The following is a 15644-nucleotide window of genomic DNA, read 5'->3' as shown; positions in this document are numbered from 1 at the left end:
TTCCTTTTCGAGGTGCGCGAATTTCCCGCTCATCCCCGCTCACGCTTCACTTGCCGCGCGCTTGAAAACTCGCGTTGGCGAGCGTCGGTTCCAAGGCGAATTTCACCGCCGGGCGCCTTCGAATCTGTTGGAAATCATTGGCGCGACAGCAGTTGATGGAATCGGAAATATGCATTGCCAGATTTGGTGCAGCGATGGCCAAGGCGAGCGTAGGCAACACCAACACACACCTCGATCACCAACGTGTCGCACCTGAGGGCCGGTTTCGGCGACCGCGGCTGTACGTCGTTGGCGAGGCACCCGGCGCCGAGGAAATCGCGCAGGGCCGGCCCTTTGTCGGTCCGGCCGGCAGGGCGCTGCGCGAGATGCTGGACGAGGCTGGGATCGACCCCCAACAGGTACGTCTGGCAAACGCGATCCCTTTCAGGCCAATCGCATATTCCAGGGACCGCAAGCCACGCAATCGCAGCCCAACGATCGAGGAAGTCGATCACTATGGCGCAGCTGTGCTGACCGACATCCGGCGTTCCAAACCAGGCGTCATCGTTGCCCTTGGCAACACAGCGTCCCGCCTGTTTGGCGAATCGCAATCGATCCGCGTGACGCGCAAGGCAAAGCTTCAATTTGAAGGCCATCCGCTCCGCATCACTTTCCACCCAGCCTATGTCCGCCGTTTCGGCGGACGTAACGGCGACGCTTGGGGTCAGGCGGTCGCCGATCTGCGGCGGGCTTGGCAAGAATCGGCTGCTCACCTGGATCCGAAGCGTGCTTGAAGATTTCGACGAGGCAGGCCGGTGAGGAGTTGGCGCTTCGTCGACCGCGATGTCACCTCGCGCCTTATCTCCCTCCCCTAGTTTCCGGGGTGTTGACTGAAAGCGCTCTCCGCCGCGGCTCATATCCGATCCGTCACCCGGTCCACCCATCAACCGGATGGATTCTGAATTCGACCCCAGGTGCTCTTGGTGCCCCAGATTCCCGAGCGCAGCGCCTCGAGCTGCACGATCTGGCTGTGGTCAACGAACAGATTGACCTCGTTTCCGTAGTTCTTGACGTACCATTCGAATACCGGCGGGTCGGCTGCTTCGAACATCACCTTTTCGAGCCCGAGCTGATTGATGATGCGGGCGACCACATCAGTGCGCCACGTGCTCACGTTCTCGGTGATCCCTTCGCTTTCGATCATGATGATGTCGGCGCCGGCATCGAGCGCACGCTCAGCTTGAGCGATCAGCCAGCCGACATCCTTGGTGCCCTCGGCTGCGAGCTCCTCAGCCGACGTGCTGCCGCCAGCGCCGAACTGAATACCCAGTTCGGGCTTCGCCTTCAGCCCCGCTTTCTTGACCTTCTGCACCACCCGCAACAGGCTATCGGTCGGCAAGCTGATGAAGCCCGTAGAAATCTCGATCACGTCAAAGCCAAGCGCCCTCGCCTCCTCGATGTAGCGATCGATGACGTCCGCGCCGAAGCGCATGACATTTTCGATCCAGCCACCGGTTGAGACGTAAACATCATGATCGTGTGCCAATTTGTTGATCGACCAGACCGCCTCGGCCGGCATGAGCGCAAACGAGCCGCCAGCATATTTGAAGCCGTCGACATAGGTGCCGACCGTTTCCAGGATATCGGCAAGATGGCGGGGACCATACGCGCTGTAATAGGGACCTCGGATCTCGGTGATCCCGATCCGCCGCGGCTTGGCCGAACGCGCCGCCCGGGGGATGAAGGAAAACGTGGTTTCTGCCATGGCTTCGTCCTCCTCAGAGATTTATGCGCGCCTCGATGGGCGCAACTCGGATGTCGCCGAGGAGCGACGTGAGGGCCGCAACCGGGCGCTCATCCAGCGTTGCGATCACCTCGGCGAGTGCGTCGCGCTCGGAAGCGTTCGTAAAGGCGGACGTGACGCGATCGAACTTGCGGCGTGCAGCGGTCCAGTCAAATGGCTTGGTATGAAAGCCGTGATAATCGTCGCGCTGGGCACGAAACACGCTTCCGTCCTCCTGTTCGATTTCGAGATCGGCAGGGAGCCTGTGCGGGAACTGCGCCGACAGGTTCGAAGCTGGCGTGACAGTCACCTTGCGCAGCAACATCTGGACATCGGCGGCGGCGATTCGCTCCGGTGCGTATTGTTCCGGCTGCACTTCGCCATCGATTAGCGCAACTGCCAGCATATAAGGCAGACTGTGATCCGCCTCCTCCTTGGTTCGCACGGTTCGCTTGTCGCCTTCCTCGCCACCGCCAATGATGCGATGGGCTACCGCAAACGTCTTGAGCCGGATTGCAGAGACTGCAGTTACCTCGAAGCCAAGGCGAGCACGAATGTCGAGCGCCGCGTCGAGCGCGGATTGGGCGTGGATCTCGGCATTGTGCCGTTTCACGATCGTTCGGCGTACGCCTTCCAGATCCTCTTGTCGCCAATCAATCTCGAAGGGACCGGCGATCACCTCCTTAAATCCCTTGGTGCCCTCGAATACCGTTTCGGGTCCGGTGATTCCGCGGCTTGCGAGCAGCGCGGCGTGTGTCGCCGACATCGCTGTATTTGGATAAGCTAGTCCCTTCCAGTGAGACAGCGCGCCCGTGCGCGTGACACGCAGCGCATTGTTGGCGGTGCCGCTGATCGCCATCGCATGCGCGATCCGCGCGGGCGGCAACGCCAGCGCCTTGGCCGCACCTGCAGCGGCGGCGTACGCCCCCTGTGTGGTATGATCAAAGCCCCTGTCGCGGACCGGAGCGACATCGCTTAATCGGGTGTGGATCTGGTAAGCGACAGCGAGCGCGGTGAGTAGATCGGCGCCACTCGCCTCCCGCATCTCGGCCGCGGCCAGGACTGCGCCGAGATTGTCGGATGGATGGCACGTCTCGCCAGCCGCGACATAGCTGTCCATGAAATCGAGGTAGCGGCTGAGAGCGCCATTGTAGAACGCGGCGCGGTCCGGCGCGGTGCGGCCGCCGCCGATGAGCGTGGAGCACGGACGACCGCCAAGCTCGGTGACAAGGCCGCGGATCGTCGCGATTGGTGGAGCATTCAGTGCCCCGATGGCCACTCCGATCGTGTCCAACACACGAATTTTCAGCTGCTCCAGCGCCCGCTCGCTCAAGTCCTCCAGCCGGGCACGTTCCACAAAGCTTGCAAGCTCCTGTACCTCGGTCATCACTGCGGGTCCCTCGTCTCGATCCCCGCCGGGGGGTACCTCGTCGCAATGCCGGCGGAAAGCCGCCGCCTTGGCGGCAGGGGCTTCCGGATGGCGGTCAGTCGCTACGTGCAGACTGGTTCGTCGCGAATCGACGTTGGCCACACCATCATTGGCGGCGACACGCATTCCCTAAGCCGCCTGCCTGCGATGCAGTATCAACGTAACAGCGTTAAGACGGTTGCAACGGAGACGCGAGCGGCTATGAGCGCGCTTAAGCAGAATGACCAGTCGCGCTCGTCGGCGGGCCGCACGGATGCGGTCGTCGTGTTACGCCGTCTAGGCAGCTTGCGTGTGCTGACCGCCGGGCCGCGAAATTTGCTGCAGTGAGGCTGCGGTTGCGTCGCGTTCGTGGCTTCGCGCGATATCGCCCAAGGAAAGGATGCCCACCAACCGCTTTTGCCGATTGAGCACCGGCAGCCGCCTGACTTGAATATCGCCCATGTTCCAGGAAACCGTCTCAAGGTCCTGGTCCTCGAAGCAATATTTGACGTCAGGGGTCATGACTGCCTTGATCTGGGTGTCCGGTCCGCGGTCTTTTCCAAGCACGCGGATGGCGAGATCACGGTCGGTGATCATTCCCACGAGGTAGTCACCTTCCGCAACCGGCAAAAGCCCAACGTCAAGCCGCGCCATCGCTTGGGCTACATCTCCTACCGTGTCCTCGGGTGTGCAAAGCTGAACGTCCGAGGTCATCACATCAGACACTTTCATGGAAATCCTCCGCTCTGATTGGCCTCCCGCACCCAGTGACATTTGGCGTTCCTGAGCGGCGGATGAGCCACCTGCGGCCGATTCCGGCTGCGCCTCCGGCCCGCCGTTAGGTTCGCTTGCGGCTTCCCGCTGCTGTGCGAGGCCTTCCTGCACGAGTTGTTGGTCCCCGAGCATCTGGCCGATGATCTGCTTCGTCTGCGCTTCCAGCTTTGTTCGGAACCTGGTCATGGCTTTCTCCTATCAAGTAAGGCGGCAGCTATGAGAATGTTTCCTTGCCAATCAGGAACTGATCGCAGCATTCGGCGGAACCCTCCGATCTAAACATCCGCTTGAACGTCGTGTTCCGCGGCCCCGACCAGGCCCACCTCAGGTCCATGCGCATATCCGGGCGGCTTAGTCCGTTCCGGTGCATTAATCGATTGCGCAGCGGACATCCGCTTTCCGCATCATTTCTCCGCTACTGGTCCTGCTGGACCCACCAATCGGATCTGCCTATCCGGCTCAGACCTCAATCAGGGCATAGGGGCGACCGGTGGGCTTCTCGATTGACCGAGCGACGTTGTAGACCGGGGCGCCTCCGGGTGTGTGTCCCTCATAGCGGCCCCGATGAGCGTGGCCGTGCACTACCGCGCTCACCTTAAATCGATCGATCGTTTCGCCGAGACGTGATGAGCCGAGGAACGGAAGAATCTCCAGTGGCTCGCCCTCGACCGTATCGAGAATCGGCGCATAGTGAAGGACGACGACAGCCTGCTTGCTCGCCACCGCGCGCATCGCATTCTCGAGGCGCGTCGCCTCGTTGATGGCTTCGGCCACCAAGGTCTTGACGGCGGCCTCGCCGAACGATGCAAGCATGCGACGGCCAAATCCGCCGATGAACCCCTTCACACCGACGAAGGCGACACCGTCGATCTCGTACGACTGTCCATTGAGCAGATGCATCCCGGCGCCCTTCAAAATTCTCTTTACGTCTTCCGTCTGCCCGGATTCGTAGTCGTGGTTTCCGAGCACGCCGACAACAGGAATCGAGCAAGCGCGCAAATCCTCTGCCAGAAGTTCCGCTTCGGACGGCTTGCCGAGGTCAGTGAGGTCTCCGCAAAGAACGAGCACCTGGGCCTTGGTCGAGAGCTCGGCAAACAGCTCCCGAAAGGTCAACGTGCGGTCCTCCTTCACGTGGAGATCGCCAATGGCAGCGAACGTGAGCTTCTCGGATTCTGTGGACATCGCGCTACTCACTGTCCACGTCCGCGTCGACAAAACCCCACTCATCGATGGCCAGCTGATAATCGATCTGCGAGAACAGGCGGCCCCGACATATCTTCACACGCGGAGGAGGAAGCTCGAACTGGGTCTTCAGGCGGGCGACCAGTTCGTCCATCAGCCAGCGCGGCACGCAATCGCGCTCACTCGGGTAGGCCCAACGGAAATTGAGCAGGTGCGCCAGAAGAACCTCCCAATGCAATTCCATGTGGGCAAGCAGACGCCGCCAATCGATTTGATCATGCTGTTTGAGAATGAGATGCGCAATATCCGCGCCGTCGTAACGGTGCCGCAGCTGGACGAAGGCCTTGGACCAGATCAACTCCGTCGGGGCGATAACGCGCATCGGCGTACCGAACACCTCAATGCGCGGCGCGGTTTCGAACCACTGGTCCGTCACCGGAGCCATGCCATGCCAGAACGCGAAGATCACATCGAAAAAGTACTCATCCTGGAACACCTTGCCGAGCCAGCGCTCATCCTCGATTTCGACGGTATATCCCAGGTCGCGGAAGTGGTTTAGAATACGTGGATAATCACTCGGCTTGCAGACGATATCGAGATCCTTGGTCTCGCGCACCAAGCCGGTATAGGCGCTGAGCGCATACGTCCCGGCCAACAGAAACGGAAGGTCGAGCTTCGCGAGCTCGCGCAAAGCCCGCGCGTAAAATACTTCGGCGCGGGCCGATGGCGCGGTCGGCCCGGCGGCTGCATCGACCGTCATGGATCCGGTGACTGGTCTGATTTCCTTCACCATGAAGGCTCATTCAAAGCTCATCGGCTTCGGCCATGAGGATGCCTGTCTGACAACCGAATAGACCATGCAAGGTTCCCTCGGCCCGGATCCACCGGCAACAAGGGGCCGCGGGAAAGACCTGGGCCGCGCTATCACGCCGGCGGTTGTCCGCGCTTAGCGTGTTCGAACAGAGTTTTCCGATCGCGCCAGCGACTTTCGTGCTCCCAGGCTAGATTAAATCGTTGACTCTCGGCTGTCACTTTGTTGTTCGAGCCAAGGTGGCAGCGAGCGCCTTCCGCAGAGGCTCGAACGCCGCTTCATGCGAGATGAGGCGAGTCGCTTTCCGACAGCCGCCAGCCGTCGCGATCGCAGAAATCTCGACGTCGTCGACGCTGCTATCGACAGGATCGAGGTGCTGCGGTCAACGCGATACCCGTCCGCTGCTTCGATGCTGCCCGCTCCGCGCCGCGCCGCCTGATGGACAAGGCGGCTGGCGGTGAAGGCTGGCCTCTGCTTTGCGGCCGCCGGCCGCCTTCTGTGGTGTGGCGGGTCTAAGGCCCACGCCTGGCCTTGTAGCGCGCAAGCCACTGTCCGATCCCTTCGACACCGTCTTCGTCGAGGGTCCGATGGCCCGGACCATCGCCGATCTCGCATTGATGCTAGATGCGATGACTGGTTTCCATGCCGCCGATCTGATATCGCGCGAGAAAAAGCATATGTCGTTCCAGAACGCGGCAGCACGACCTAACTGGGCGGCACGGGTCGCGAATTCCGAGGACCTTGATCTTCTACCGGTCGCCGGTGACATCCGATCGGGCTTCGGCCGCGCGATCGACCGGTTGCGGTGCGCCGGTTGCGCGATGACCGAGGCTACTCTCGACCCCTCCGGTGTACCCGGTGTCATCCGCGCGCTCCTGCTTCGCCTACCTTGCGACCTGGGGCAAGCATTAGCCGCAATCGCGCGCGAGCTTCACGCCTGAGGTTGCCGACGACGTCGGCTATGGCGAAAACCTGTCCGCCGCTGACATTGCAGGCGCGATGGCGGACCGGGCGGCGCTGTATCGGCGCGCCGTGAGCTTCTTTGCGGATTTCGATATCCTGATCTGTCCGACCACACAGGTCACGCCATTGCCCGTCGACGTCCGCTGGCCGACCGAGATCGATGGTCGGGCGTCCGAGACCTATATCGACTGGATCATGATCACTTACGTCTGGTCCATCCTCGGATGCCCCGCGCTCGCAGTCCCGGCCGGCCGCGATCGGAATGGCATGCCCGTTTCGTTGCAGATCGTCGGATCTCCGCACAGCGACGAGCGGCTTCTCTCCTTTGCCGCCCGCATCGAGCAGGAATTCAAGCATGGCATATTTTGTGGGGGTTGACGTCATGGCGGCGGACATGCCTCACGCCAATCGCTTGACTGTGGGCATCACGGCGATCGTGGCCGACGAAGAACGCCGCATGATCTCGCAGCGGGCGGAGGACCTCGCCGACGTCATTCGCGACCTTGCGCGAACTGGAGTGACATCTCTCAGCGGCGTGACACGGGCCCTTACGGAGCGCCGCACCCCCCGCGGCGGAAGGGAGTGGACCGCCACGCAAGTTGCTCGGGTAACCGCGCGACTCACTGTATAAGCCTCTTCGGGGCCCATCATTTTTTGCAAGCCAAAAAGGCCTTCCGTCCACATGATGTGGGGGCATGCACTACGACGGAGCCACATTATCTTGTGGTTCGGAATCGACTCACCTATAAGGCGAACATCTTGTCCACTCGCTTCTGGGGGCCGGGCTCGATCTGAGCGTCGGTTGTTCCGGGGGTGAGGTCCGGGTGGCAGTTGCTACTTCGGATCAGGTCGCACCCGAGGGATGCACACTGCGCCTTCGGAGCCTTGGGGATCGGACTTCGCTCTCGGCGGGTTGGAAGCTGACCGTAGCCCTCACTGTTACGGGGACCTATCGGACGGTTGGCAGCTTTTCTTTCTCCGTCAGCGTGGAGGGTCGCGGGCAGTTCTTGACAGGCACCGCCAAAAAGGTAGGCGGACCCGGAAGGAGCGCGTCGGATGACCAGGACATGCAAAAAGGTGCCAAGCGATTGGCGCCCGCTATCGCTGCGATCTGCTCCGCAGCAATGATCCACTCGCTTCTGGGGGCCGGGCTCGATCTGAGCGTCGGTTGTTCCGGGGGTGAGGTCCGGGTGGCAGTTGCTACTTCGGATCAGGTCGCACCCGAGGGATGCACACTGCGCCTTCGGAGCCTTGGGGATCGGACTTGATCTTGGCCGAGGGCGGGCGAACCGATAGAGCCTCACACCACTGGCGCGTAGATGGTCAATGATCTCTGCAAAAGGCTCAGGTCGCGAGCGGTGCTTCATCGATCTTGGGCGGCGGTGAAGCAGAGCGGCCTGTCGTCCCCTAGCGAAACGACCGTTGGTGCCATCAAGAGTTACGATGAGAATTGGCTCAACAATGTCGAACAAATCAGTAAGCGCCTACGCAACAGCACGTTCGCCTTCGATGGAGAAAAAGGCATCACCATCCCCAAGGGGAAGGGAAAGGGCTTTCGTCCATTGGTGATGGCCCCCATCGACAACCGCATTGTACGTCGAGCGATCCTCGAAGTGCTGCAAGGCTTTGGCTCTGATACATCGCCGGCTCGAAAAAGATGGCCCGGTGTGCCCGCCGTGAAGCAAGTCATGGAAACAAGGACGAGCGTGGGCGGTGTCAAGAACCGCGGCGTGCCTCATGGACTGTCGCTGATCGACGATGCGGTTCGCAGCGGCAAGTCGTGGTTTGTCAGATCTGACATCAAAGACTTCTTCACTCGCATACCCTTGGCACGGGTGAATGAGTTCGTTTCCGATGCCGTTGCGGATCAAGAATTCACAGAACTCTTCAAGATCGCGCTTGCCACAAACCTAAGCAACAAGGCCGAGCTGGAGGAGCGCGATCAGTTCATCCTCTTTCCCGACGCAGACCTCGGTGTCGCCCAGGGCTCTGCCTTATCCGCGCTCGCAGCAAACATCGCGCTCCGGGATTTTGACGAGCAGATGAACGGTCGAGGCATCGTATGCGTCCGGTACATCGACGACTTCATCATTCTGGGACCCACCAGAGCAAAGGTTATGGCTGCTTTTGCTTCGGCGCGGGATCGATTGGCCTTGATGGGTATGGATGTCTACGACGAAAACGATCGCGCCGCTCGACAGTCCGGCAAGTTCGACGAGGGCAACATCCACGATGGGACTGACGTGCTCGGCTACAGAGTTTCGGGGACCTCACGACAACCCTCGTCAGCCGCCACCGCCGCTTTCTTGAGGAAGTGCGACGAACTGGTTGCGCAAGCGAAGAAGGAGATGAGGCTAGCAGTATCGGGACAGTCATCCTCGCACGTGCTGCGCTATCACCAAGCAATGGTGTTGCTGCACAAGACTGTCAGGGGCTGGTCACAAGCGTTCCGCCATACCACCGCAACCCATGTCTTCACGAATCTTGACGCAGAAATCGACCGCCGCATTCAAGAGCTGAGGAAGTTCGCCTACACCCTGACACAGGGGGCCACCGGGGAAGTGCGACGGCGAGTGATGGGTGTGCACGTTCTATCCGATACTGCCACCCTTCCCCTTCCAACGATGTAGAAGCCGCAATTGGGGACGCATTGGGGGTCACAATGGGGGCACAGCGCCCCGCCACGCCTACAACCTATTGATTTTGCTAGGGTAGCGTGGCCATCTGTATGGCGGAGAGAGTGGGATTCGAACCCACGGTACGGTTTCCCGCACACACGCTTTCCAAGCGTGCGCCTTAAGCCACTCGGCCATCTCTCCGGAGCGCTCTCTCTTGAAGGGGCGCCAATGATTTTGCAAGGGATCGCGGGTAAATCGGGTGAATTTTCCGTAAGCTATTGTATTTTCTAGAGAATCTCTGCACCCAACCAAGCAGCCTGGAACCGCCCGTTGGGTGAACCGGGGACCGGTTTGACACGACGATTCTACAGAGAACGCCAACCGCCTGGGGTCGCCGTGACCATTCACAACACCATCGCCGCGCTCAGCCTGATTTCGGCCCTGGGCGCCGCCTTCGCCGCGCCGGCTCTGGCGCAGGTCTGCACGCGCCAAGGGGCCGAAATCAGCTGCGACGATGGGCGGCGGGGGATGCTTTCGGGCGACGCCATCATCTGGCCGGACGGCACGCGTTCGAGCGCCTCGCGGCATCCGAGCGTGATCATCGGCAACAAGAGTTCGGTGCATGTCGGGCCCGGCGTGTTCGTCGGCCAGGGCAACGGCATGGTGCCGCTGGATGATCCCAACGCGCCGAATAAGCGGCGCTGCGCGATTCTGGATGGGGTGTCGTATTGCTATTGAGGTGCCCGGCAGCACGAGGCCGTCATGCCCGAGCTTCCACGGCCTTACAGCCCACGGCAAGACGCGGATCGCCGGGTCAAGCCTGGTCAAGCCCGGCAATGACAGCGCATAGAGCCCCTCACCCCGTAAGAACGGGCAGAAGGAGAAGATTCAGATCAACCGCACGCCGGAGATCGCCGACTTCAGCCAGCGCAGCGCTTGCGGCGGCTGGGCGGCGAGCGGGGCGACCGCGGCCTTTTCGGTGCGGCACTTTTCCAGTTCGGTGACGAAATCGGCGGACCATTGCTGGATGGTGTGGCCGCGCAGCTTCTTCATCATCGCGTCCCAGCGCATCTTGCGCTCGGTGAGCGGCATCGCGGCAGCGACCGCGATCGTGCGCGCCATGCCATCGATGTCGTGCGGATTGACCAACAACGCGGTGTCGAGCTCGTTGGCGGCGCCGGCGAATTTCGACAGCACCAGCACGCCGGGATCGGCCGGGTTTTGGGCGGCGACATATTCCTTGGCAACGAGGTTCATGCCGTCATGCAGCGGCGTCACCACACCGATCTGCGCGGTGCGATAGAGACCCGCGAGCACGGTCTGGCTGAAGCCCTTGTTGAGATAGCGGATCGGCGTCCAGTCGACCTCGCCATGGCGGCCGTTGACGTCGGTGACTAGGCGCGCGACGTCGTTCTGGAGATTGCCATAGGCCTCGATGGCTCCGCGCGAGGGGTTAGCGATCTGCAGCAGCGAGATGCCGCGCGCGAGCTGCGGATAACTGGTCCAGAGCCGATCGAACGCGCTGATGCGATTGACGAGGCCCTTGGAATAGTCAAGCCGATCCACGCCGATCGCGAGCCGCTCGCCGTTGAGGCTGCGGCGCAGCCGCGATACGTCGGGATGGGAGGCCGATTTCGCGGCATAGACGGCGAACTTCTCGGCATCGATGCCGATCGGAAACACTTGGCAGCGCGTGCGGCCATGCTGCGAGCTGACAATCCCATCCTCTATGGTGAGGCCGAGCTCGCCGCCGACATAACCGAGAAAATTCTCGCAATCCTCCTGGGTCTGGAAGCCGATGAGATCGTAGGCCAGCATCGCCGTGAGCAGCTCGCGATGATTTGGCACGCCCTGCATCACAGCGGTCACGGGCCACGGCGTGTGCAGGAAGAAGCCGATCGGATCGTCGACGCCGAGGTCGCGCAGCTCCGCGCCAAGCGCAAGGAAATGATAATCCTGCACCCAGAACGCGGTCTTGGGCTTGCGGAAGCGCAACAAAGCGCGCGCCATGAAGGCGTTGACCTCGCGATAGCTAAGGTAGTCGTCCTGGGAAACGCGGATCAGATCGCTGCGCGAATGCAGCGCCGGCCACAGCGCCGAATTGGCAAAGCCTTCGTAATAGCCGCCATAATGCGCCGCAGGCAGATCCAGCGTCGCGATCGCGCCGGTGCCGAGCGCCTCGATCTCGGCGAATGGTTCCTTCTGATGGCCGTCGCGCACGCGGCCCGAGGACCCCACCCAGATCGCTCCCGAATGTTCCACAACCGGGAGCAAGGCCGCAGCCAAGCCCCCCGTCATGGGTTCGTTGGGTTTGCCGCGCGCAACTCGATTTGAAACGACGACTAAGTTCACAGGTCGTCCCCTCCTGTTCATTCCACCCCGTTTAACTGACGTTCATCAATATGGTTCCTGATCATCGTTTCAACCAATTGAAACCAAAATCAGGCGGGCACGTTGGAACCTGTTTGGCTCGCGGAACCCCCGGATTCTGCTGCAAGAACAGAGTTCGCGGGCCCTATATCGCGCAGCACGTGCTTCGCGACGGAACTGCGTCGCTCGCATTGTGTCTACCGCCTGGTCCCGTCTTGCCCTTACCTGGCGTCGTCCAGCAGACGCGCGAGAAACTCACGCACGTCGCTCGGCGCATCGAAGTGACCGTCAACGCCGATGACGCGACGGCCGACCGAGAAGGCGAGCCCGTTCACGTCCGGCATGATCGCGAACACGGTTTCGTCGGTGACGTCGTCGCCGATGAAGATCGGGCGGCGCCCCCTGAATGGTTCATGCTTCAAGAGTTCCCGCACGCCGGTCGCCTTGGTGAAGCCGGAATGCTTGATCTCGCAGACAAACTTGCCGGGCAGCACCTCGATTGGCGCGTTGGGCAGGTCGGCGCGGATCAGCGAGACGGCTTCGAAAATTGCCTTCTCCGCATGTGGCGCGAGGCGATAATGCAGCGCCAGTGAATAACCTTTGTCCTCGAGCAGAATGCCGGGGCTGAGCTTCGCGATCGCGGCGAGCCGCCGCTTCAATTCCTTGTCCATTGGCGGGGCGTGCGCGGCCGCGGCTTCATTGTCCACCGACAAGCGCATTTCCGCACCGTGGCCGCCGACCGCGCGATAGACGTCGGGCGCGAAGATCAGGTCGATGTCGTTGAGCGAGCGGCCGCTGACCAGCGCCAGCGCGCCTGACGTGCGTTCGACCAGCCGGTTCAGGGTGTTCGACAGCCCCGGCGGCACCCAGACCTCGCGCGGCGTCGGCATCAGTTCGAGCAGCGTGCCGTCGATGTCGAGCAGAATCGCGGTCTTATCGAGATGCGGCACGAGCGCATGCGGCACCGGCACCGCGTCCGGCGCCTCGCCGTCATCGGGCAGGATGCGCTTTTGATCGAATGCCATTTCCGCCAGTTCCGATTTCATCAGCTTACTCCATAAAGGCGAGCGGGCGCGCGACTTGTTCGAGCGATTTGCGCTCCGCCGAGACGGCATAACGCCACGCCACGATCGCGGCCGCGATCATCAGGATTGCCCCCAGCAAATAGCCGGCGAACACGCTGTTGCGTGATCCCGTGTCGATCAGCACGCCGAACAGTGCCGGCCCGATCACACCGCCGATGCCGGTGCCAACCGCGTAGAACACCGCGATCGCCAGCGCGCGGACCTCCAGCGGAAAGGTCTCGCTGACGGTGAGATAGGCCGCGCTTGCAGCTGGCGACGCAAAGAAGAAAATCACCATCCAGGCGATGGTCTGGCCCTGTGCGCTCAAGGCGCCGATCGAGAACAGGTAGCCCGACAGCGCCAGCAACAGGCCCGAGACGCCATAGGTGAGCATGATCATGGTGCGGCGGCCGAGCGTGTCGAACAGGCGGCCGAGCAGCAGCGGGCCGAGGAAGTTGCCGGCCGCGAACGGCAGCAGATACCAGCCGATGTGATCGGCGCTGATGCCATAGAAGTCGGTCAGCACCAGCGCAAAGGTGAAGAAGATCGCATTGTAGAAGAAGGCCTGGGCGCTCATCAGCACGAGACCGACCAGCGCGCGCTGGCGGTATGTGAAGAACAGCGTGTGCACGACCTCGCCCAGCGGGGTGTGGTCGCGCATCTTCAGGCGGACCATGGTGAAGCGTCCGTCGTTTGCATCCTGGCCGCACCCGACGACAGAGCGCTCGATCTCGTCGACGATCGCATGGGCCTGATCAGGCCGGCCGTGGACCATCAGCCAGCGCGGGCTCTCGGGAATCCACATCCGCATCAGCAATACCACAAGCCCGATGGTTGCGCCGATCAGATAAGCGAGGCGCCAGCCGAGATCGGGTCCGATCAACGCGGGGTCGAGCAGCACGATAGCGGCGACGGCGCCCATCGCGGCGCCGATCCAGAAGCTTCCATTGATGATGAGATCGGTCCAGCCGCGATAGCGCGCCGGCACCAGTTCCTGGATGGTCGAGTTGATCGCGGTGTATTCGCCGCCGATGCCGGCACCGGTGAGAAATCGGAACAGCGCGTAGCTCGCAATGTCCCAGGACAGCGCGGTCGCGGCGGTTGCCGAGAGATAGACCGCGAGTGTGATGAAGAACAGCTTCTTGCGGCCGATCCGGTCGGTGAGCCAGCCGAAGCCCAGCGCGCCGAGCACCGCGCCGGCGAGATAGGCGGAGTTTGCGACGCCGAGATCGAGATTGGTGAAATGCAGCGCCGGGCTCTGCTTCAGCGCACCGGATAGCGCACCAGCGAGCGTCACCTCGAGGCCATCGAGGATCCAGGTGATGCCGAGCGCCAGCACGACGCGCGTGTGAAAGCCGCTCCACGGCAGGGCATCGAGCCGTGACGGAATGCTGGTCTCGACGATACGCTCCGCCGCGACTGCCGCCGAGACCTTAGGGCCAAAATCCAGCGTTGGGCTTTGCTGCAATTCCATCGCGTTGTTGCGTCTGACCAATGCCACGTTACACGCGACGTGGACCGATTCGATCCGATCATGGGAGCGCGGCATTCCGTCTGCCACCCGCAACAACGCCTGCGGCGAAGGCAGGTTCCCTTGGGAACACCGCCCGGGCTCGTCCGTTTGCGGTAGAGCCGCAAGGAGTTGACGCATGGCTCAAGTCAGAAAGACGACACATTCTCGCAAAACCGGATCTCGAAAAGCCGGATCGCGAAAGACGGCGCGCCGGAAGACCAGCGCGCGGAGCAGCACCACCGCGCGCAAGCATTCGAAACGTGCCGCGCCGAAGCGCTGGTCGCAGCGCGTCACCAGGGAGAGCGACGCGCTCGACCTGAAGCGCGGTGTATTCAAGCTGACCAGCCCGAAGAGAATTGCAGCATCACTGAAGCGCTCGGCCGAGCACAGCTCACGCCGCAAGGCGGGCGCCTATCGCTCTGCGCTGTCGATGCTGACGTTCTATATCAACCGTGCGGGAACGAACCTGCCGAAGACGCAGCGATCACGATTGGAGCGTGCGAAGGTGGAGTTGAAGCGGGCGTTCGGGAAGGAATGATTCGCGGGACAGGCCTTCACGCCGCTGTGGTCCTGGACAAACGAGCGCTGATCCAGGACGACAGTGGCGGCGGCGGACCGCTACGCCGCCCTGATATTCGCCATGAAGCGGTCGAGTTCGGCGCGCAGGCGGGTGCTCTCGGACGACAGCGTCTTGGCCGAGTTCAGCACCTCTTCCGAGGCCGAGCCGGTCTCGGCGGCGCCGCGGTTGACCTGGCCGATGTCGGTGGCGGCGGTCTGGGTGCCCTGCGCGACGGTCTGGACGCTGCGGGCGATCTCTTGGGTGGCGGCGCCCTGCTGCTCGACGGCGCTGGCGATCGAGGTCGAGATCGACGATATCTGGCCGATGGTGGCGCCGATCTCCTTGATCGCGGCGACCGATTCGGCCGTGGCTCCCTGCATCCCCGCAATATGCGACGAAATCTCGTCCGTCGCCTTGGCGGTCTGGCTCGCCAGCGACTTCACTTCGCTGGCAACCACCGCAAAGCCGCGGCCGGCCTCACCCGCGCGCGCCGCCTCAATGGTGGCGTTGAGCGCAAGAAGGTTGGTCTGCTCGGCGATCGCCGTGATCAGCTTGACGACCTCGCCGATCTGCTGGGCGGCATGCGAGAGTTTGCCGATCCGGCTGTCGGTTTCCTTGGC

At 62.1% G+C, this 15644-nt stretch carries 15 protein-coding genes and 1 tRNA gene; 6 read left to right on the top strand and 10 right to left on the bottom strand.

What is annotated here, in order from left to right; translation table 11 throughout:
• Positions 1–74 precede the first annotated feature (74 nt).
• Positions 75–773: a uracil-DNA glycosylase gene (locus tag FXV83_RS18075; protein WP_148740751.1), complete on the top strand. Its 699-nt coding sequence runs from the start codon at positions 75–77 to the stop codon at positions 771–773.
• 149 nt (positions 774–922) lie between these two features.
• Here the strand turns inward: FXV83_RS18075 and FXV83_RS18070 are convergent, their stop codons facing one another.
• From FXV83_RS18070 to FXV83_RS18050, 5 genes are all read right to left on the bottom strand, one after another.
• Entirely contained in the window at positions 923–1744 is an 822-nt protein-coding gene (locus tag FXV83_RS18070) for a phosphosulfolactate synthase (protein ID WP_148740750.1), read from the bottom strand.
• A gap of 13 nt (positions 1745–1757) precedes the next feature.
• Positions 1758–3149, bottom strand: coding sequence for an MmgE/PrpD family protein (locus FXV83_RS18065; RefSeq protein WP_148740749.1), 1392 nt, complete (start codon positions 3147–3149; stop codon positions 1758–1760).
• A gap of 318 nt (positions 3150–3467) precedes the next feature.
• Positions 3468–3902, bottom strand: coding sequence for a CBS domain-containing protein (locus tag FXV83_RS18060; RefSeq protein ID WP_148740824.1), 435 nt, complete (start codon positions 3900–3902; stop codon positions 3468–3470).
• 501 nt (positions 3903–4403) lie between these two features.
• Positions 4404–5126 (bottom strand): metallophosphoesterase family protein, encoded by a 723-nt coding sequence (locus tag FXV83_RS18055; protein WP_148740823.1) that lies wholly within the window; start codon positions 5124–5126, stop codon positions 4404–4406.
• 4 nt (positions 5127–5130) lie between these two features.
• Positions 5131–5919 (bottom strand): nucleotidyltransferase family protein, encoded by a 789-nt coding sequence (locus tag FXV83_RS18050; RefSeq protein ID WP_148740748.1) that lies wholly within the window; start codon positions 5917–5919, stop codon positions 5131–5133.
• A gap of 494 nt (positions 5920–6413) precedes the next feature.
• On the opposite strand from FXV83_RS18050, the gene FXV83_RS44940 reads away from it, so the two are divergent.
• The 3 genes from FXV83_RS44940 (at position 6414) to FXV83_RS18035 (ending at position 9530) form a co-directional block, all read left to right on the top strand.
• Positions 6414–6878, top strand: a complete 465-nt coding sequence (locus FXV83_RS44940; protein ID WP_187435985.1) for an amidase family protein — start codon at positions 6414–6416, stop codon at positions 6876–6878.
• Positions 6879–6936: 58 nt separating this feature from the next.
• Positions 6937–7278 (top strand): amidase family protein, encoded by a 342-nt coding sequence (locus tag FXV83_RS44935; RefSeq protein ID WP_148740746.1) that lies wholly within the window; start codon positions 6937–6939, stop codon positions 7276–7278.
• A gap of 941 nt (positions 7279–8219) precedes the next feature.
• Entirely contained in the window at positions 8220–9530 is a 1311-nt protein-coding gene (locus FXV83_RS18035) for a reverse transcriptase domain-containing protein (RefSeq protein WP_148740745.1), read from the top strand.
• Between the two features lie 99 nt (positions 9531–9629).
• Here the strand turns inward: FXV83_RS18035 and FXV83_RS18030 are convergent.
• Positions 9630–9719: transfer RNA gene (locus FXV83_RS18030), tRNA-Ser, on the bottom strand.
• A 195-nt stretch (positions 9720–9914) separates the two neighbouring features.
• Here FXV83_RS18030 and FXV83_RS18025 point away from each other — a divergent pair.
• Complete coding sequence (locus FXV83_RS18025) at positions 9915–10256, top strand: hypothetical protein (RefSeq protein WP_148740744.1); 342 nt, start codon at positions 9915–9917, stop codon at positions 10254–10256.
• A 150-nt stretch (positions 10257–10406) separates the two neighbouring features.
• Here the strand turns inward: FXV83_RS18025 and FXV83_RS18020 are convergent, their stop codons facing one another.
• The 3 genes from FXV83_RS18020 to FXV83_RS18010 form a co-directional block, all read right to left on the bottom strand.
• Positions 10407–11870, bottom strand: coding sequence for a trehalose-6-phosphate synthase (locus FXV83_RS18020; protein WP_187435984.1), 1464 nt, complete (start codon positions 11868–11870; stop codon positions 10407–10409).
• Positions 11871–12109: 239 nt separating this feature from the next.
• Complete coding sequence (gene otsB / locus FXV83_RS18015; protein WP_148740742.1) at positions 12110–12934, bottom strand: trehalose-phosphatase; 825 nt, start codon at positions 12932–12934, stop codon at positions 12110–12112.
• Positions 12935–12938: 4 nt separating this feature from the next.
• Entirely contained in the window at positions 12939–14426 is a 1488-nt protein-coding gene (locus FXV83_RS18010) for an MFS transporter (RefSeq protein ID WP_148740822.1), read from the bottom strand.
• Positions 14427–14601: 175 nt separating this feature from the next.
• Here FXV83_RS18010 and FXV83_RS18005 point away from each other — a divergent pair, with 175 nt between their 5' ends.
• Positions 14602–15003, top strand: coding sequence for a DUF3175 domain-containing protein (locus FXV83_RS18005; protein ID WP_148740741.1), 402 nt, complete (start codon positions 14602–14604; stop codon positions 15001–15003).
• An 80-nt stretch (positions 15004–15083) separates the two neighbouring features.
• Here the strand turns inward: FXV83_RS18005 and FXV83_RS18000 are convergent.
• Positions 15084–15644: methyl-accepting chemotaxis protein (locus tag FXV83_RS18000; protein WP_235939799.1), on the bottom strand; the 561-nt coding region annotated here is incomplete at its 5' end.

Origin of the sequence: Bradyrhizobium hipponense, assembly GCF_008123965.1 — a bacterium.
Lineage (GTDB): Bacteria > Pseudomonadota > Alphaproteobacteria > Rhizobiales > Xanthobacteraceae > Bradyrhizobium > Bradyrhizobium hipponense.
This window is presented reverse-complemented; position numbering and strand designations above follow the sequence as displayed.

Bases quoted from the DNA above. Each gene is read 5' to 3' on its own strand.
- FXV83_RS18035 (WP_148740745.1), top strand. From the start codon at position 8,220: ATGGTCAATGATCTCTGCAAAAGGCTCAGGTCGCGAGCGGTGCTTCAT.
- FXV83_RS18050 (WP_148740748.1), bottom strand. From the start codon at position 5,919: ATGGTGAAGGAAATCAGACCAGTCACCGGATCCATGACGGTCGATGCA.
- FXV83_RS18060 (WP_148740824.1), bottom strand. From the start codon at position 3,902: ATGAAAGTGTCTGATGTGATGACCTCGGACGTTCAGCTTTGCACACCC.
- FXV83_RS18055 (WP_148740823.1), bottom strand. From the start codon at position 5,126: ATGTCCACAGAATCCGAGAAGCTCACGTTCGCTGCCATTGGCGATCTC.
- FXV83_RS18065 (WP_148740749.1), bottom strand. From the start codon at position 3,149: ATGACCGAGGTACAGGAGCTTGCAAGCTTTGTGGAACGTGCCCGGCTG.
- otsB (WP_148740742.1), bottom strand. From the start codon at position 12,934: ATGAAATCGGAACTGGCGGAAATGGCATTCGATCAAAAGCGCATCCTG.
- FXV83_RS44935 (WP_148740746.1), top strand. From the start codon at position 6,937: ATGGCGGACCGGGCGGCGCTGTATCGGCGCGCCGTGAGCTTCTTTGCG.
- FXV83_RS18005 (WP_148740741.1), top strand. From the start codon at position 14,602: ATGGCTCAAGTCAGAAAGACGACACATTCTCGCAAAACCGGATCTCGA.
- FXV83_RS18010 (WP_148740822.1), bottom strand. From the start codon at position 14,426: ATGGAATTGCAGCAAAGCCCAACGCTGGATTTTGGCCCTAAGGTCTCG.
- FXV83_RS18070 (WP_148740750.1), bottom strand. From the start codon at position 1,744: ATGGCAGAAACCACGTTTTCCTTCATCCCCCGGGCGGCGCGTTCGGCC.